This is a genomic window from Paenibacillus phocaeensis (assembly GCF_900021165.1).
GTDB lineage: Bacteria > Bacillota > Bacilli > Paenibacillales > Paenibacillaceae > Fontibacillus > Fontibacillus phocaensis.
On record NZ_FCOQ01000009.1, the window covers coordinates 282,501 to 299,793 of the forward strand.

Genomic DNA, 17,293 nt, shown 5'->3' on the forward strand with positions numbered 1-17,293 from the left:
GTTAGCTTCCCCTCTATATCCCAAATGATCTCCCCATGTAAAAAATATTTCACGGAATCCCGTTGGTCTCCGATTAATATGCCCTGTTCAATTTCACGGCTGCCGACATGCAGCAGTTGGTATGCCGATTCTCCGCTTATGCCGTGTTCGATGCGCTGTTCCGTCTCCTCCAAGCCATGGTGCACAACCATAATGAGATACTCGAAATCATGCAGCAGCGAGTCATGGGAGCCGGCTTGATCCAGGCGATATCCGACCGCTCCAATGGCCCCATGCCCGGCTTTCTCCTCGTCCAAGATCGAAAAAATGGTTGTTTCCACGGATACCCTCCCAGCTTGGCGTATTCCTGCCGATTCGTTATAATATAGTTCTACGCCTAATCTGAGTTTCCTTCTTGTTTTTTTGGAGCACTTGGAAAAAGTCGGGGGAGGTTCCCCTATCAATAGCTGATGAAACGAGGTGGCCCAATGTTCTTTAAATCGAGCAAAATCAATGAATTCCGTTTATGGGGCTTGCTGTTGACCATGCTTGGGATGGGCCTGATGGTGCTGGGCACCGCCGGGATCGTATTTTGGGGGCCATCGGGTAAAGTGGTCGCCGCAATCGGATTAGTCATCGGCTTAATCGCGATGCTGGCGAGCTTGGCCATTTATTTCTGGGCTGGCATGTTGTCCACCTCCGCAGTGCAGTTGGAGTGCCCGGAATGCCACAAGCTGACCAAAATGCTGGGCAAAACGGACCGTTGCATGTTCTGCAAAACCATTCTGACTCTGGATCCGGCGCAGGCAACCATCACCGCCGATCAATTGGAACAGCAGCAAACGGCAGGCGTTTCCAACCAAAGCTGAACCGCCAAGTCTGCCATCCTCTCATCAAATGAATCTGTTAAAAAAACGGACCCTGCCAATAAAGCAGCGGTCCGTTTTGTTTCAGCGTATCCTCTATTTTTCAATGTTCCGCAGCGTCTCCCAGGCATCGTCGGAAGCAAAGCCGCGAGTCCAGGTGGCAATGCCGCCTAGCTTGAATGACTTGGCCAATTCCACGCGGCGTTTCAACGATTCCGTGTCCTCCAGCCAAATGCGGTGCCGTCCCTCTTGATCCTCATATTCCACATAGTTCTGTCCCGTCTCTTCGGAGAAGCTCGGTTTCAGCTTTTTCTCGGCGATGATTTGCTGCGCTTTGTCCATTCCGATCGCTTTGGACTTGACCTCCGTTTTGCCGTCCTTCTCCGTTTCCGTCCAGACTCGAGTATACAGAGGGATACCTAGGATCAACTTGCTCGGCGGTACACCGTCCTCCTCCAGAACTCGGGTCACCGACGATCGGACCCAAGGCAACGAGGCAACGGAACCGGATACCGGACTGGCCGCCCAATGCTCATCGTAGGCCATCAGAATGAGATAATCCACCACTTCACCCAAGGCCCTGCGATCCAAAAAAGCCGACCACATTTCGCTGTTCGATTTCGGAGTCACGTCGATGGATACCATTAACCCCTGCTCCTCAGCTAACGGGCGAAGCTCGCGCATGAATTGGGTTAAGTTCTCCCCGTCTTTCGTATAGACATTCTCATAGTCGATGTTGATGCCGTCCAAGTCATAGATCTTCGCATAATGAAGCATTTGCAGGATGGTCCTCAGCCGGTTCTCGAAGCTGGACAATGCCTTGGTGGTTAAATCCGGCTCAAAGCTGTTGCTGAACAACCCCCAGACTTGCATCCCCTGGCTGTGCGCCCATTTGACATAGGCGCTGTCCGCTTTGCTCTGCACATTGCCGCTCCCGTCCACCAGGGAAAACCAGGTGGGACTTACGACATTGACCCCCGGCAGCTTGCCGATGGAGGACGGCTTCGGAGCTACCTGATACACCGCCTCCCAAGTCATATTGACCGTTTGGGTCTGCCATTTCTGTTTGGCTGCGGATAATTCCAGCTTCTGCTCGGGGATGAACTGTTTCTCGCCTATCCTCACATTTTTCTTCCGAACGTAACCGGTATACCCGTTGTCCAGTTGGACGTAATACCACTCGTCGTCCGAGGTCTGCAGAATCCGCAGAGCTGTATCCGCCTTCATATCGGCCAGGATCGGCTCATGAATGCTGGGTCCGGTTCGCAGCGCAACGGTCCCGTCCTTCTTGCCGGACCCGGTGTTCACCGCAGCCGGCAGGATACTTTCCCCTGCCCGGAACAGCCGCACCGCGCCGGAGGCAGGATCCTCGCGCACCTCGGCCCCGTATAATTCTTGGATCAAATGAGCCGGCAGATAAAAAACGCCGTCCTTTTCCTCGGGGGCAAACCGCAGCTCGGTTGGCTTATTGTTCACTTTAGCGATCTTCTCGTCCGCTTTAAGCAGAACCAGTTTTCGCGGCGTAGTCAAGATGACCGACTTGGTCTCTTCCTCATAACGGATCGTGGGTTCGATGACTTGCTGAATCACCGGAAGCGGGAGCTTCAAGCGATCTCCCGATCCAATTCCGGTCCCGTCCAGCAGTTGCCCGTTGGCAAAGAGGGGTTTATCCACCTGGCCCAGCCACTCGGGATCGACATGCTCCCGGTTAGGCAACCATACCGATTGGGCCCAATAAAGTCCTGCTATAATAAGAATCAGTCCGAAAAACCATGTTGTTTTTCTCCTGCCGCGTTTTTTTCTACGATACGTCTCTTTTCTGCTCTTCAAGGACAACCCTCCGTCTATCAATCACTATCTATTAATAATAACTGATGAAGCCTGCCGAAAGTTACCGAAAAAATAAAAACGTGAAGAATTCGCGAAGGAATTCCACACGTTCTCTAAATTCTCACAGAATATGGCTGTTTAATGTTCGACGCGGCACTCGCGGCAAACCCCATGCAATTCCAACCGGTGTCCGTGAATCTCAAACCCGGTTGCCTCTTCCGCTTTGCGCTCCACATCTTCCAGGGAGGGATACATGAAATCCTCGATTTTACCGCATTTCTCGCAAATTACATGATAATGATTGGACACGTCGGCATCAAAACGGCTCGAATTATCCCCGTATGTCAACTCCCGGACCATGCCGGCTTCAATCAGCATTTTCAAATTGTTGTAAACCGTAGCTACGCTCATGTTCGGGAAGCGGGGCTCCAGGGACCGGTAAATCTCGTCCGCGGTTGGATGGCTCATCGATTCCATCAGATACGTAAGTATGGCGTGACGCTGCGGCGTAATGCGGACACCATTGTTCTTCAATTGGTCCAGGGCATGTTGTACGCGCGTTGTCATCTCGTCCACCGCCTTCTAAATGCTCATTCCTTACTAATAGTTATGCCAAAAAAGTTCGCAAGATTATTGTACGTTTAGGTCAAAACTTTTGTCAACGCAGGATCAACGCTAGTGCGCCGGGGCATCGCCTGATTTTTCCGGTGTTCAGCTTTTATTCACATATAGATCGCTGTTGCCGTCAATCTTGAGCTGATGCTCGCCGCTTCCGACGATGCCATGAATTTCCTTCCGGTCGACCTCAAAAGGCAAATCGGTATAAATATCACCGTATCCGCTGGATCCCTTCAGTTCGTAATCGCCCTCCGCCGGAAGTTCCAGCCTTAGCTCACCAACCGCACTGTACACCTCCCAGTCGCCCTCGACAAGGTGGGAGGTGATATAAACTTTGCCGTTGAGCGACTCAACTTGCAGCCCGAGCGGAACACCGTCCACGCGGATGTTTCCGTTCTTCGTGCGCGCCTGAATCGCTTCCTGAGCTTCCGTTAAGGTGATATCGCCCACCAAGGTGGATAAGGATACCTTGCCGGTAATCCCCCGGCCCTTAATGTTCCCGCCTTGCGTATCAACTTGAGCCTCGCCGAAAATCCGGTACAACTCGACGTCCCCGTTCAAGGTCTTGGCCGAGACATCCCCGATCACATCCCACAAACGCAAATCCCCATTCCCGGTCTGCAGCTTCACCTGCTTCATGGCCTGGACGCCGGTCAGGGTGATATTGCCGTTAGAGGTCGTGATGTTCAGGTCCAAAAACCGGTTTTCAGGGACGATCAGCGTCACATTCACGCGCGGATGCCGGCGTCCGGACTCCCCATAAGCTTTGTCCTTCACGGATATGCCCAGCGATTTGCCTTCATTCACTTCCATGGAGGTCACCGCCGCGATTTTGCGGGCTTCTTCCGTATCCAACTGGTCGATCCATACCGTATAGCGGACGATGATATGATCGATCTCCGCTTTACGCACCTCGATATCTCCGTTCATTCCGTCAACAACGATCCGTTCGGTATCCAGGTCAATGGGGATGTCGAGCTGCGGCTTCTCCACACGGTAACCTTCCTGCGCGCCGTATTCCGCCCCGGCTGCCGTCAAATCAAGACTAACCCGGTTCCATACGTGCATATATTGATCCTGCTGCGTAATCGCGAACACCGAGAAGCCCATGAACAGGGACAACAGAAGCCCTTTTACGTCCACATGCGGCCGCCGTCTGGCTTGCGTCTTTTTCATAGGGTTCCATGCTAATATCATAATATGCTCGATTCCCCATAAAACGAATACTAAAGGCCACCCTTTCACAAGCAGCCGCATGTCATCCAGTCCCGTTATCGCATCGCGCAGAAGGATAACCGCAACCGCCAACAGCAGCAAGGCAGAGGTAAAGCGCCCTGATCGTATAAACGCGCGTTTGGCTTCACGCAGCACCAACAGCAGTGCCGCCAGTGCCAAGGCAAACGAGACCAGATAAGCTCCGGCGTCTTGCACAAGCAGTTGCAGCCAGAACGGCTTCATTCGGAAGAGGAACAGGACAGCGCCGCCGCCGATCAGCACAGCCCCGGCTCCAAGTCCTTGCTTGACGTTCCGGACGGAGGGCGCATCCGCCGGGAGCGCTTGACCCGCTTCAAGCTCTCGTCTCAGGCGCGCATTATGGGCATCCGTAGATTGAAGAACATCATAGATGCTGAAGAAGTATGCCGCAGGAATCAGCAAGCCGAGCCAAATCAGCAGCGGGACGTTAATCGCCATGCGAACCGAAGAGAAATAAATCAACGCCGATGCGTCGATTAAAATGAAATACATGAAGCAAAGGCCGCGTAAATAGAGACGCAAGTACAAATGTCCCAAACCTGGGAGCAGGGCGGACAGCAAGCAGGCTACCAGCTTACGCTTCCGTCGCCGGGGCTGATAACCTTTGATTCGCGTCTCTGTCGTCGGCCGGCCTATAGGCAGTATCTCCGGCATCCTCTCCCCACCCCTTTCTATTCTATCGTTGTCTTGATTCGCGCAGATCCGTCGTTTTCCTTAATCATAACCGAAATCGGCGGCATCTGTAATGTGGAATGAACTGGACCGGCGATGAGCCCGACTTCTCAAGCAGAAAGGCACACTCCCAAACCCGAAACCTCGGTTCGAAAGTGTGCCCAATAACTAGGACGGGTCCAGTTGAAATATCGTCAGTTCAACACCTGCGGCGGAACTCACTTGCTTGACCGGTTGAAAGCCGAACTTGCTGTATAATGCAACCGCAGGAGTGTTCAGGGTGCTAGCCGTTACGGTAAACCTCTGTATGACGGAGAAATTCGCCAGGACGTACTGCAGCAGCTTGGTCCCGATCCCCTGACGCAAATGATTAGGGTGAACCATCAAACGGGTGATTTCCAGCGTACCGGGCAGTTCCTCGCGAACCGCGATCGCCCCCATTAACTCCTCGTCCTCCGACACCTCACCGAAAAACAGATCGCGGCTCGTGCGGATGGAGTCAAACGTATCCGGCAGCGGCGGCGTTTCCGTCAGACCGACAGCCTTCGCCTCCAGTCGGTAAGCCGAATGCTGTAAGCTCCACAGCTGCTCTACGATATCGGTATCCTTCAGCGTCAATCGCTTGATCACGGGCTGTCCTCCCTTGGACTGGCCTTCGGCCTGATTCCAGCTGCTCTAGATTCCGCATCTACCTTCGTGCAATGCCGTTAACCCTTCAGCACTTCCACCAGCAGCTTGTTGACCAGCCCCGGGTTGGCTTTCCCTTTGCTTTGCTTCATGACCTGGCCGACGAGGAAGCCGATAGCTTTCTCCTTGCCCGCCTTGTAATCCTCGACGGAAGCCGGATTGTTCGCCACAACCTCTTGGACGATGGCCAAAATCGCCCCTTCGTCGCTGATTTGCACAAGGCCCTGCTCCTCTACGATCTGCTGGGGCAGCTTGCCGCTTTGCAGCATTTCTTTAAACACCGTTTTGGCGATCTTGGAGCTGATCGTGCCTTTCTCCAGCAGGCCGATCATCTCGCCGAGACCTTGACCTGTCAGCTTCACATCGGACAATTCCAACGAATTGCTGTTCAGGTAGCCGAGCAGATCGCCCATAATCCAGTTCGCCACCGCTTTGGCGTCCTGCGTATACGCGAGGCTGCTCTCGAACAGGTCCGCCAGCGCTTTGGAAGACGTAATCACGCTTGCATCGTATTCCGGCAAGCCGTACTCCGCAGTATAACGGGCCTTCCGCGCGTCCGGAAGCTCCGGAATCGACGCGCGAATCCGATCCTTCCACGCCTGGTCGATGTGCAAGGTAACCAGATCGGGATCCGGGAAGTAGCGATAGTCATGCGCTTCTTCCTTGCCGCGCATCGAGAACGTCTTGCCCTGGGTTTCGTCCCAGCGGCGCGTCTCTTGCACCACTTCTCCGCCTTCGTCCAAAATCTCGGCCTGGCGCAACTGCTCATACTCCAAGCCGCGAACCACGCCGCGGAAGGAGTTCATGTTCTTGAGCTCGGCCCGCGTGCCGAACTCCTTCTGCCCCTGCGGCCGCAAGCTGATGTTGGCGTCGCAGCGCATCGAGCCTTCCTCCATTTTCACGTCGGAAACCTCGCAGTACTGCATGATCGCCCGCAGCTTCTCCAGATACGCCCGCGCTTCCTCCGGCGAGGAAATGTCCGGCTCGGACACAATTTCCACGAGCGGTGTGCCGACGCGGTTAAAGTCGACCAACGAAGCGTATCCGCCGTCCACGTGCGTTAGCTTACCGGCGTCTTCCTCCAGATGCAGACGGGTAATCCCGATCCGTTTCGTCTTCCCGTCCACTTCAATATCGATATATCCGTTCAAGCCGATCGGCTGATCGTATTGGGAAATCTGATACGCTTTGGGTGAATCGGGGTAAAAATAGTTCTTCCGGTCGAACTTGCTGACATCGCCGATTTCGCAATTCAGCGCCATCGCCGCTTTCATCGCGTAGTCGACGGCCTGGCGGTTCAGCACCGGCAAAACGCCGGGATGCCCCAGGCAAACCGGGCAGGTATGCGTGTTGGGCGGAGCGCCGAACTCGGTGGAGCAGCCGCAGAAAATTTTCGTCTTCGTATGCAGCTCCACGTGCACCTCCAGCCCGATCACCGTTTCATATTTGGATGTTGACATGGCCTATCCTCCTGCAAAACATTGATATGGAACCTACAAGGCGGGACGTTGTTTGTGATGATCCGTATTCGCTTCAAAGGCGTGAGCCACGCGCAAAACCGTGCTTTCATCGAACGGCTTGCCGATGATTTGCAGCCCGACCGGCAGGCTTTCGGCAAATCCGCATGGCACGCTGACGGCAGGAACCCCGGCCAAGCTCACCGGTATCGTCAAAATATCGTTTAAATACATCGTCAGCGGATCGTCAACCTGCGAACCTAACGGGAACGCCGGGGTTGGCGCCGTTGGTCCGAGAATCACGTCGTATTTGTCAAAGGTCTGATCGAAATCCTGTTTGATCAGCGTTCTGACCTTCTGCGCCTTCAGATAGTAGGCGTCGTAATAACCCGAGCTGAGCGCATAGGTTCCCAGCATGATCCGGCGTTTCACTTCCGGGCCGAATCCCTGGCTGCGCGAATCGTAGTAGAGGTCCAGCAAGCTGCCGGCATGGTCGGCGCGAACGCCGTAACGAACGCCGTCGAAACGCGACAAGTTGGACGAAGCCTCCGAGGACGCCAGCAGATAATAAGCGGCCACCGCGTATTCCGTATGCGGCAGCGATACTTCTTCCCATACGGCGCCTAAGCCTTCAAGCACGCGCAGGGCGTCCAGAATGGAAGCCTTGACCTGCGGGTCAACGCCGTCCAGATATTCCTTCGGCACGGCGATGCGCAGTCCGGAAATGTCGCCGGTGAGGGCGCTCAAATAATCCGGCACGTCCACATTGGCCGAAGTGGAATCCTTCGGATCGTGGCCGGCGATCGCCTGCAGAACGTAGGCGGCGTCCTCAACGTTCTTCGTGATCGGCCCGATCTGGTCCAACGATGAGGCAAACGCCACAAGGCCGTAGCGCGATACCCGGCCATACGTTGGCTTAAGACCCACTACGCCGCAATACGATGCGGGTTGGCGAATCGAACCGCCGGTATCGGAGCCCAGCGTAAAGAACGCTTCGCCTGCGGCTACCGCTGCGGCCGAACCCCCGCTGGAGCCGCCCGGTACGCGGCTTAAATCCCACGGATTCCGCACCGGATGGAAGCTGGAATTCTCGTTGGAGCCGCCCATGGCGAACTCGTCCATATTCAACTTGCCGATCGTAACCGCTTCGGCTTCCTTCAGCTTCGTCACGACCGTAGCGTCATAAATCGGATCGTAATTCTTCAAAAATTGGCTGCCGCATGTCGTCAGCAACCCCTCGGTCACCATGTTGTCCTTAATGCCTACGGGGAGTCCAAACAACAGCCCGCGCGCTTCGCCCTGCACCAGCTTGGCGTCCAGACGGGACGCCTCCGCACGGGCCCCTTCCTCGTTCAGCGCCAAATAAGCGCCGATCTTCCCGTCGTATTCCCGAATTTTGGCGAAAGCTTCGCCAACCAAATCGGAAACGGACAACTCCTTGTTGTGAAGCCGATTATGTATCTCCTGTAAACGCAAATCAAAAAGCGCCAATCTAAGCTTCCTCCTTTTAAGAACCCTCTGATTTCTAAAGCCATCCAGCAAGCCTCGTAACGAGCTTCCTACTCCAATACGGCCGGAACCTTAAACTGCCCGTCCTCTTCGTCCGGCGCATTCCGAAATACCTTCTCCGGCGGCAGGCTCTCCTTCACTTCGTCCTCCCGCATGACGTTGCTTAAATGAAGCACATGCGTGGTTGGTGCAATCTCGTCCGTATTTAATTCGTTTAACTTCTCGGCGTATTGTAAAATCGCATTTAATTGTTCGGTGAACTTCTCCCGTTCTTCGTCGCTGAGATGCAGTCGGGCCAACTTCGCCACATGCTCCACATCCTTGGTCTGAATACTCATCCTCAGGCGCCTCCTTTAGTGATGCGTTCGAACACTATTCGTACATTCTACCATGCTTGTACAATTGAATAAAATTATATTGTAGTTTCCGGTTCAATTCAATCCGTTAAAGCGCAAAGGGGGAAAGAAAAAGAGCCGGCTTAAGCCGACTCCCTTCTTATATCCATGCCCGCAGGTTCACTTGTTTGATGAACTCCGCTTGAGACATTACTTCCTTTGTTGGTTCCTGCTCCCCGTCTGCCCCGCTGTCTTCGCCGTTCATGATTTGCCGGAACAGCTTCTCATTGTGCGTAGCCAGCGCGTAATCGATCAAGGCTTCCTGTGTCGCGCGTTCCGCTTCTTGCTCGATCAGCCGACTTTCGGATTCTATATCGCTCTGCGGAACGAAGTAATTCCGCCCCGTCTTCGGAGACCGGATGACATAGTCAAAAGCATTGTCCGGATTGCGGTCGTAAGCAATAACGTAGCCATATTCCCCAACAGGAAGATTCTGCTCAAAAGCATCGCCGACGATAACAATTTTCTCTCCCAAATGAAGCATCGTCTACCTCCCTGAGTTATTTGGTTGCTAAATATTCCTCATAAACTTGTATTGCTTTATATCATCCTACTAAAAGAGACGGAGATTGGTCAAGTTCTTCACCGGAATCCCGGATGTTAACAGCGTATGCATCTCGGCGCCGAGGTGTCCATCCCCGATCAATGGACGGGACGAGACAAAAAAGAACGCAAACCGGGATCATTCCGCAGCTTGCGTGCTTCGCAAAAATTACAATGTTTTAATAAGTACATCCTATCAAAGGGTTGTACTTTTGTCCACTATTTTTGTACTTTTTCGTCGATTTTTATTTGAATGGCAGCAGTTCCAGAGATGAACCGCCGCTAGGAGACGTACGGATTGTTCGTCCGTTCGAAGCCGATCGTCGTTCTGGGCCCGTGCCCGGGGTAGACTTTGACTTCGTCCTTCAGCCGATACAGCTTCCCGCGAATCGAATTGTACAGGTCCGCTTCACGGCCTCCCGGCAAGTCCGTCCGCCCAACGCCGAGTCGAAACAATACGTCTCCGGAGAAAAGATCGTCTCCGCACAGAAAGCTCACGCTCCCCGGAGAGTGGCCCGGCGTATGGTATACGGTGAACTCATGCCCGATGAGTCGCAGCTTCTGCCCTTCGGCCAGGTCGAACTCTGCCGGGTCCGTTGCAACAGGCGGTCCGACCTCCGGCCATAAGAGCGAACCGTTCAGCTTCGGTGTGGTCAGCCACTCGCTTTCCAGCGGATGGACATAAACCGGGCATTTCTTCGCCTTCCGAATCGGGTCCACGCCTCCGATATGGTCAAAATGGGCATGGGTGAGCAAGATCGCCTCAATCTCCAGGTCTTCGATTTTGCGTAACAGCGGCCCCGGATTCGTGCCGGGATCGATAATAACGGCCCGGCCTTCGTCTTCTCCCCGCAGCAGATATGCGTTGGTTTGCAGAGGGCCCAAGGAAAAACTTTCAATCTTCAACATGGTTCTCGCTCGGAATAAGCTCTCGTCGATGAAGGTCGACAACCTGGCTTATTCCGCCTCCTCTCCTGTAACTTCTTGGCTGGCTTGCCGGCTCGTCCAAATCGCACGGCAGCTTGAAGCGTTTCGGGTCAGGCGTCGCGTTTCTTCCGGCTTCCGAAGCTCTTGACGATCAAATACACGATCAACAGCGCCAGAGCGCCTAATAAAATGGGCATGACATAAGGCCCGGCCTTCTCGTCAACATGCTGCCACTGCTCGCCCAGCAACATCCCCAGATAGATGAACAACACCGACCACGGAATCACCGCCAGAGTCGTCAGCAGCAGAAACTTGCTGACCGGCATTTTGGCCATCCCTGCAGGAATAGAGATCGCATGCCGTGCCACCGGAATAAACCGTGCAGTGAAGATGACCCCGGAGCCGTACTTCAGGAACCAGGCTTCGGATACGTCGATATGCTTCTTCTGGATCAAGATATACTTCCCGTACTTCTCCAAAATCGGCCTGCCCCCATAGCGTCCGATCCAGTAGATAAACAACTGGGCAATCACACCGCCAACCGTGCCGAAGAAGACGGCTCCGATAAAGTTGATATCTCCCTGATGCACAAGATAACCACCGTACGCCAGTACGATTTCACTGGGAATAATCTCGATCATCAATCCCAGCATGATCCCGAAATAACCCAATTGCTGCACCCAATCCAATAATACGCCCACTAAATTCGATATCCACTCCACAGCTTCGTCCTCTTTCCCGTTAGCTTACCGTCCCGAAAGACAGCAAAATTTCCCCTTTTATCTCAGTCTATTCTATCATAGCCGGGGACATGCGTTCTACTTCGCACTTCCGCCCCGGTGACTCCGGGAAATCCGCCCGCATATGCTGGAGCAAAAGGAGGCGACTTTAAGCCATGACCAATTTCCCGGCAAAACATCGGACTTCCCTCCCGACTCCGCGCAAAATCCGCCGCAGCTGCAGCAAGGAGCTGTACCGGACGGTCAAACGGCTCGGCGTGTATATTCCGGAGGACCGAATGAAGCAAGGCGAAGCTATGTATTACAAGAAGGTGATCGGCAACCTGTTGTGGATCGGCGAAAATATCAGCAACCGTAAGCTGCTGGCGGACTGGTGGGATGAGGCCGTCAGCGCCGAGCTTGCCGAGCTGTGGGAGGTCGATCGAGAGGCGTTGTCCGCTGCGTTTCGCGCGGCGTTCGGGGGATAGGCCGCAAAGCGGATGAGCCCCTGGCGGAAATGCGGTTCCGCGAGCCTGGATGGGGAGGGAGGACGGCGCTTATTTCAGGGCATCCCCCGCGGTTAACAGGCCCGTCCGCTGCTGCAGCTTCCGTCCCAGTTCCATCGCCTCCGCCGTCAACCGGAACGCCCGGTCGTTACGCGCTACAGGGTCCTTGGCAACGGCTCGGGCAAGCCGCGAGTAGTCCGCATACAGGTTGGCCCCGGAGGTTGCGACCGCTTCGGCTTGCGGCAGTTGACCGCTGGCCTGCAGGCTTTGCGTCAACTGCCAGAACTCGCGCAAGGCGGCCGTTTGCTTGACCCGGTCGAACCGGTCCAGCTCGACGCTTCGCCGCAGCGCTTCTGCGGCGGAAGGATCATTTGCCCGGGCCAGGGTCTTGCCCAGAGCCAACCAAAGCTCGGCACGCTCCGGTTCGAAACGGCGGCCCTCCCGCAGGAGCAAGGCGGCCTGACTCGGCGCGGAGCGTTCCGCCAGCGCCAATCGCACCGCGGTCAGGTGCGGGGAGAGAGCCAGCGAGCGGCGGAGCAACTCCGCCGCCTCCCCGTGAGCTTGCGGCGGCAGAGCCAGGGCTTGGCGGTGCAGCCGCTGGCTCTCGGCTTCGCGCAAGCCGGACGCGCTAAGCGCGAGCAGCGCGGCGGCGGCCAGGCCGCATAGAATCGAGCGCAGCGCGGCGCGCTGGAGCAGGGCGCGCAGGCGGAGCACGAGACGGGGCGCAGGCCGGACAAGCCGGGGGAGAAGCCAAGTGCGAGTTTGCGGCGTCCCGGTTAACGAGGCGGGGTGCTGCGGAAAGCCTAGGCGGCCGGCGCGAACCTCGGCGATCCCCATGGCCGCCGCCCACAACAGCAGCAGCCAGACCAACCCGTAGCTGAGGTCAAAGTCGATGGCGCTGTGCAGCAGCAGCGCGAAGTAAGCCGGGAACAACGCGCTGCGGGTTCGCAGCAGGGGGATGGCCAGCGCCCCCAGCCATAGCAAGGAGACGGCGAGGCCAAGCAGGCCCAGATCGAGCNCGACTGTACCGACAGCGGGCCGGCCGCAAGCCGGGCTCCATACCCGGCGGCGATCACAAACGGGCCGGCGGACAACGCTAAGGCATACCGTGCTGCCAGTTCTGTCCACATCGAGTCGGAACCCGCCGGCCGCTTCGTAATCGTCAGATTCCCTTGGCTTAACCCAAGCAGGATCGCCCCTCCCCCCGTTACCAGAGCGCCCGCAGCCAGCGTTCCGGACACCAGCCACAGTGCTCCCGGGCGGTCCGTCCAGAACAAGCCGTGATTGAAGCAAGCCAACACGCCGATCAACCCCAGGGTGCCTATTCCCCACCTCGCCAGCCGTTGCCCCACAACCTCACCTCCTCTTTAAATGGTTTGAATTCTTCCAATTCTTTAATAATTCAGATCCTCTTCCCATCCTTCGCTCATTTCCTTCGCTTCAACCCCACCTTATAAGGGCCAAGCCGCGGCTTTACCTCCATTCATTGGCAAGTTCAGGCCAGGGTATTCTTCCGCGGAGCCAAGTGCCCTTTCATCAAATTGCACAAGTGCGGCTGTTTTCCGGCCAGGGGAGCGATTTTTGCAAATAACGGCCTTATTGCGTGCGCTACACAGCAAAAACCGGTCGGGTCTCCCCAACCGGTTCATCCATTTCATAATTTTCCTGCCGTTGCTTCCCGCAGCAAGTCGCGGCAAGCCCGCTCCAGGTAAGGATCGGCGCTTAAAAAATCGCGAAAAGCCGCATACTCCCGCCATTGCTCCAAAGCGTTCCCGCCGCTCGATTTCACGGCGCGGATCAGGATGTTTTTCGGCGTGTGTTCCATATCGATGAACTCCAGCAGCTGCGTTTTGTAGCCCATCACATCCAGCAGCTTGGCGCGAATCGCATCGGTCGCCAGCGCGGAGAAACGCTCCTTTAGGATGCCATGCTCCAGCAAAGGCTGCAACACCTCGCTTTGCACCTGGTTAAACAACTCATGCTGGCAGCATGGGACGGACAGGATGACGGATGCGCCCCAACGGACCGCTTTCTCCAGCGCCGCATCCGTCGCTGTATCGCAAGCGTGGAGGGTGACCACCATATCGACGGCGCTTAGCTCGTCGTAATCGGCAATGTCGCCGACGAGAAACCGCAGATCATCGTATTGCAGCTTGCGGGCTAACCCGCAGCAGTGCTCAATAACGTCGGCTTTCAAATCCAGACCGACTACGTTCAGTTTTCTTTGCTGTTGCACCGCCAGATAATGGTATAGCGCAAACGTCAGGTACGATTTGCCGCAGCCAAAATCAACGATCGTCAGCGGGCGACCCTCCGGCAGGTGCGGAAGAACATCCTGGACCATTTCGAGAAACCGATTGATCTGTTTGAATTTATCGTACTTTTTGGCGAGCACTCTGCCTTCCGCATTCATGATTCCCAGCTCCACCAAGAACGGAATTGGCGTCCCTTCCTCCAAGACGTATTGCTTCTTCCGATTATGGGATAACGTTCCGAGGGGCTTGCGGGACGGCGCCTTTTTCAGGATCGTCACTTTGAACTTCTTGCTGATCAGCACCTGATAATCAGCCTCTGCCGTGCATAGCAGCCCTTGCCGAAACTCCGCAAACCGCTTCGTCAGCTCGTCCGCCAACGCGTCGGCCGGGATGTTTTGATGCAGCACTTTATTGGTGTAGTGGTAGGCGAATTGATAGTGCAGACGCTTCTTGATCTCGACCGGCTTGATCTGCACCTTGCTATATTCCGTCTCTCCCGGTTTACGCCGGCCGCTGATCGTCGCGGTGATCAGGGCGCCTTGCTCCGCCAATTCGCTCGCGAGTTTGTGCAGGGATTCCATCTATAATTAACAACTGCCTTTCTGCCTATAAAATAGTTACGCTCAAAACCGGGCTTCTGCTTCGGCGAGCCCCTCTTCAACCTCCTCAACCGGCAAGCCGCCGGCGGCAAGCTTATCGGCCGGAAGCGTCAGCAGCCTCCGATAGAACCCGGTAGCCTCTTCTCTGGTCGCATGTCCTTCCTCCAGCAAACGATAGAGGGAATTTTCCGCCAGGTCGTACCGGCCTTCCGCTTCCTCCCAGCGCAGGACAAGCCGCTCGGTGTCCGGCGGCAGCCGGTATTCCTTCAGCAGCGATTGCAACTCGGTGATCGCGCCGGGCAAGTCCCATAACGAGCGCTCAGCGCCATGCAATGCGGCGGTCAGGTAAAGATGAAGCGACTTCAGCCACCGCGAAGCCCCTTCGTCAGGTTCTCCGGAGTTGTCGTACACGTCGCCTTCTTCTTTGAGGAGCCGGGCCAGACTTTGCAGCTTGTCCGCTTCTACCTCGCCGCCGGTCTGAAACAGGCGCACAATGTCTTGGGCGGACAGGTTCTCCAGCAGTTGGGAGCTCAAGCGAAACTGTCCTTTAAACAGCTCATCGAGGGCCCATAACGCCTCAACCTTCTTTTTCTGCTGTTTCAGCATAAACACTTTCCCCAACACTTCGGTCATTTCCTCGATCATTCGAACGAGATAATCTCTGCGCAGCATGATACTCCCCCTTTTCCCCTTCTTCAAGCAGGATTCCCCGCCGGTTCAGAAAAAGCCAAAACCGGAGATTCAGATCGAAACTCCGGTTCTTTTGCATCGGATTCACTTATGCCGAAGAGGCGCAATGTTCTATCATCGCTTGCCTCACGCTTCTCCCTGTTCCGATACACTGCGCAAAAAGTCAGCAATCACCGCCGCCAGCTGCTCCGGCGCTTCGTACATGCTCATATGTCCCGCGCCTTTGATGACGGCCTTTGTGACGTTCGGGCCTTCCGTGGTAAACAGCCGTGCCATCGGGATGACGGCATCGTCTTCACCGGCGACTAACAGCAGCGGAAGCTGCGTCCCTTCCATCACGTCCCGGCGATCCGGCCGCTCCCGCATCGCCAGCGCCGCTCCGGTTGCCCCTTGGGGCGGCGTTTTGTAGCCGATTTCCTTCACGCGATCCACTTCAGCCCCCAGCTTGGCAACGTTGTCCGGCGAGAACAACCCCGGCACGAGGCCGTCCACGAAATGGGTGATGCCTTCGGATCGAATGTGCGAAACCGCCTGAAGCCGCTTCTCCTTCGCTTCCTCGCTATCCGGAAACCCGGTTGAATGAATCAGGCCAAAAGCGTTCAAACGGGAAGCATAACGCTGCGCCAGGGATAGGGCTGTATAGCCGCCCATCGAATGGCCTAGCAACGTATATTTGGAAATGCCCAGCGTCTCCATCAAGCCGGCGACATCGTCCGCCATTTGATCGATGGTGTATGCGCCCATTGGCGCACCAGTAGCCCCATGACCCCGAAGGTCGGGGGCAATCACCTGATATTGCTCGGCAAGCAGCGGCTGAACCTTCTCCCAGTAAGCGGAGCTGCCGCAGAAGCCGTGCAGCAAAACTACCGTTTCGCCTTGTCCTTGTTGTTCATAGGCGATCGTTATTCCGTTGACCGTTACTTTGTCCATTACGCTACCCACTTTCATCCCATATTTTAGAGGAAGTTCAAAAAATCATCTTCGGATCACGCAGTAGTTCATTGAAGGGATTTCGGCATCGAATCTTGCATTCAGTCGGTCGCTCCGTTGCTCTCGTACCTACATGTACGCTCCGCTACTCACTCCCTGACTTCATCCAACCTTCTCGGTGCTCCAAACCTGACTTTTTGAACCTTGATTTGAACGGAAGTTCAAAAACTCATCTTCGGATCACGCAGCAATTCATTGAAGGACTTCGGCATCGAATCTTGCATTCAGTCGGTCGCTCTTCACTCAAATGCCGAAGCTGCGGCGCCCGCGATTTCATCGGCCATTTGCATGACCTTGTAAAGCGAGGTCATCTGCAGCGTCCAATAAGGTTTGGGGCCATTGACGTTAACGACTGCGGCTATGCTGTAATGTCCAACCTCCGGCAAGCTTGCCCCGACAGACTGAGCGGGCTGCAGCGGCTGGCCGGAAACCAGGTAATACCCGACCGAATCCGCCATTCCCAGACAGGCATCGATCGCGATGACCACACGCCCCTCGGGAATCTCGGCCATACGCTGCTCCAGATTCGTGGCGTCACAGGGTTCGCGAAGCGTCCCGATGACATGCTCGAACCCCAGCTCCGTTAATTTCGTGCCGACAAGCGGTCCCAGCGCGTCCCCTGTAGATCGGTCCGTCCCAATACAGAGAAAGGTGACGGCCTCACGGAGATGCCGGGCGCGAATGCCTGCGAAAAAAGCCAACAGCTCGCTGCCGCTCAGCTTCTTCCGGTTCAAGCCCGCCGCCGGCCATTCCTTCTGTTCCTGCATGACCTTGACACGCTCCCTCCCGGTATTCCG

The 17,293-nt window shown here is 55.6% G+C and carries 17 protein-coding genes (1 of these 17 running past the window's edge); 2 read left to right on the forward strand and 15 right to left on the reverse strand.

Annotation, left to right across the window (positions count from 1 at the left end; all coding sequences use genetic code 11):
- Window positions 1–320 carry the 5' end (the start) of a nucleotidyltransferase-like protein gene (locus BN3795_RS04415; protein WP_068783506.1) on the reverse strand. 559 nt of this gene lie to the left of the window's left edge, so 320 of the gene's 879 nt are visible here — the first part of the coding sequence; the start codon lies at window positions 318–320; the stop codon falls past the left edge of the window.
- Between the two features lie 147 nt (window positions 321–467).
- Between BN3795_RS04415 and BN3795_RS04420 the strand changes: the two genes are divergently transcribed.
- A complete protein-coding gene (locus BN3795_RS04420) occupies window positions 468–848 on the forward strand; it encodes a DUF2614 family zinc ribbon-containing protein (protein WP_068783507.1) in 381 nt (126 codons plus the stop codon).
- A 93-nt stretch (window positions 849–941) separates the two neighbouring features.
- On the opposite strand, the gene BN3795_RS04425 is transcribed toward BN3795_RS04420, so the two are convergent.
- The 10 genes from BN3795_RS04425 to BN3795_RS04470 all read right to left on the reverse strand — a co-directional run bounded on the left by BN3795_RS04425 (window position 942) and on the right by BN3795_RS04470 (window position 11,459).
- Window positions 942–2,675 carry a glycosyl hydrolase family 18 protein gene (locus BN3795_RS04425; protein ID WP_068783508.1) on the reverse strand — a complete coding sequence of 578 codons (1,734 nt, stop codon included), beginning with the start codon at window positions 2,673–2,675 and terminating at the stop codon, window positions 942–944.
- A gap of 138 nt (window positions 2,676–2,813) precedes the next feature.
- Window positions 2,814–3,242 (reverse strand): Fur family transcriptional regulator, encoded by a 429-nt coding sequence (locus BN3795_RS04430; protein WP_068783509.1) that lies wholly within the window; start codon window positions 3,240–3,242, stop codon window positions 2,814–2,816.
- A gap of 144 nt (window positions 3,243–3,386) precedes the next feature.
- Window positions 3,387–5,201 (reverse strand): DUF4097 family beta strand repeat-containing protein, encoded by a 1,815-nt coding sequence (locus tag BN3795_RS04435; RefSeq protein ID WP_110945006.1) that lies wholly within the window; start codon window positions 5,199–5,201, stop codon window positions 3,387–3,389.
- A gap of 186 nt (window positions 5,202–5,387) precedes the next feature.
- Window positions 5,388–5,849: a GNAT family N-acetyltransferase gene (locus BN3795_RS04440; protein ID WP_068783510.1), complete on the reverse strand. Its 462-nt coding sequence runs from the start codon at window positions 5,847–5,849 to the stop codon at window positions 5,388–5,390.
- 77 nt (window positions 5,850–5,926) lie between these two features.
- Window positions 5,927–7,366: an Asp-tRNA(Asn)/Glu-tRNA(Gln) amidotransferase subunit GatB gene (gatB, locus tag BN3795_RS04445; RefSeq protein WP_068783511.1), complete on the reverse strand. Its 1,440-nt coding sequence runs from the start codon at window positions 7,364–7,366 to the stop codon at window positions 5,927–5,929.
- 33 nt (window positions 7,367–7,399) lie between these two features.
- Window positions 7,400–8,854 carry an Asp-tRNA(Asn)/Glu-tRNA(Gln) amidotransferase subunit GatA gene (gatA, locus tag BN3795_RS04450; RefSeq protein ID WP_068783512.1) on the reverse strand — a complete coding sequence of 485 codons (1,455 nt, stop codon included), beginning with the start codon at window positions 8,852–8,854 and terminating at the stop codon, window positions 7,400–7,402.
- Window positions 8,855–8,922: 68 nt separating this feature from the next.
- Window positions 8,923–9,210 carry an Asp-tRNA(Asn)/Glu-tRNA(Gln) amidotransferase subunit GatC gene (gene gatC, locus BN3795_RS04455; protein WP_068783513.1) on the reverse strand — a complete coding sequence of 96 codons (288 nt, stop codon included), beginning with the start codon at window positions 9,208–9,210 and terminating at the stop codon, window positions 8,923–8,925.
- Window positions 9,211–9,367: 157 nt separating this feature from the next.
- Window positions 9,368–9,751 carry an ATPase gene (locus BN3795_RS04460; RefSeq protein ID WP_068783514.1) on the reverse strand — a complete coding sequence of 128 codons (384 nt, stop codon included), beginning with the start codon at window positions 9,749–9,751 and terminating at the stop codon, window positions 9,368–9,370.
- Window positions 9,752–10,092: 341 nt separating this feature from the next.
- A complete protein-coding gene (locus BN3795_RS04465) occupies window positions 10,093–10,719 on the reverse strand; it encodes an MBL fold metallo-hydrolase (protein ID WP_068783654.1) in 627 nt (208 codons plus the stop codon).
- Between the two features lie 128 nt (window positions 10,720–10,847).
- Window positions 10,848–11,459 (reverse strand): DedA family protein, encoded by a 612-nt coding sequence (locus tag BN3795_RS04470; RefSeq protein ID WP_068783515.1) that lies wholly within the window; start codon window positions 11,457–11,459, stop codon window positions 10,848–10,850.
- A gap of 173 nt (window positions 11,460–11,632) precedes the next feature.
- On the opposite strand from BN3795_RS04470, the gene BN3795_RS04475 reads away from it, so the two are divergent.
- Window positions 11,633–11,944 carry a dehydrogenase gene (locus BN3795_RS04475; protein ID WP_068783516.1) on the forward strand — a complete coding sequence of 104 codons (312 nt, stop codon included), beginning with the start codon at window positions 11,633–11,635 and terminating at the stop codon, window positions 11,942–11,944.
- 1,672 nt (window positions 11,945–13,616) lie between these two features.
- Here BN3795_RS04475 and BN3795_RS04485 read toward each other — a convergent pair.
- The 4 genes from BN3795_RS04485 to yyaC form a co-directional block, all read right to left on the reverse strand.
- On the reverse strand, window positions 13,617–14,798 hold the full coding sequence (locus BN3795_RS04485; protein ID WP_068783518.1) for a class I SAM-dependent methyltransferase: 1,182 nt from the start codon (window positions 14,796–14,798) through the stop codon (window positions 13,617–13,619).
- A gap of 42 nt (window positions 14,799–14,840) precedes the next feature.
- Window positions 14,841–15,488, reverse strand: a complete 648-nt coding sequence (locus BN3795_RS04490) for a DUF6483 family protein (RefSeq protein ID WP_068783519.1) — start codon at window positions 15,486–15,488, stop codon at window positions 14,841–14,843.
- Between the two features lie 144 nt (window positions 15,489–15,632).
- Complete coding sequence (locus tag BN3795_RS04495) at window positions 15,633–16,436, reverse strand: alpha/beta fold hydrolase (protein WP_068783520.1); 804 nt, start codon at window positions 16,434–16,436, stop codon at window positions 15,633–15,635.
- Window positions 16,437–16,735: 299 nt separating this feature from the next.
- Entirely contained in the window at window positions 16,736–17,263 is a 528-nt protein-coding gene (gene yyaC, locus BN3795_RS04500; RefSeq protein WP_068783521.1) for a spore protease YyaC, read from the reverse strand.
- Window positions 17,264–17,293 lie beyond the last annotated feature (30 nt).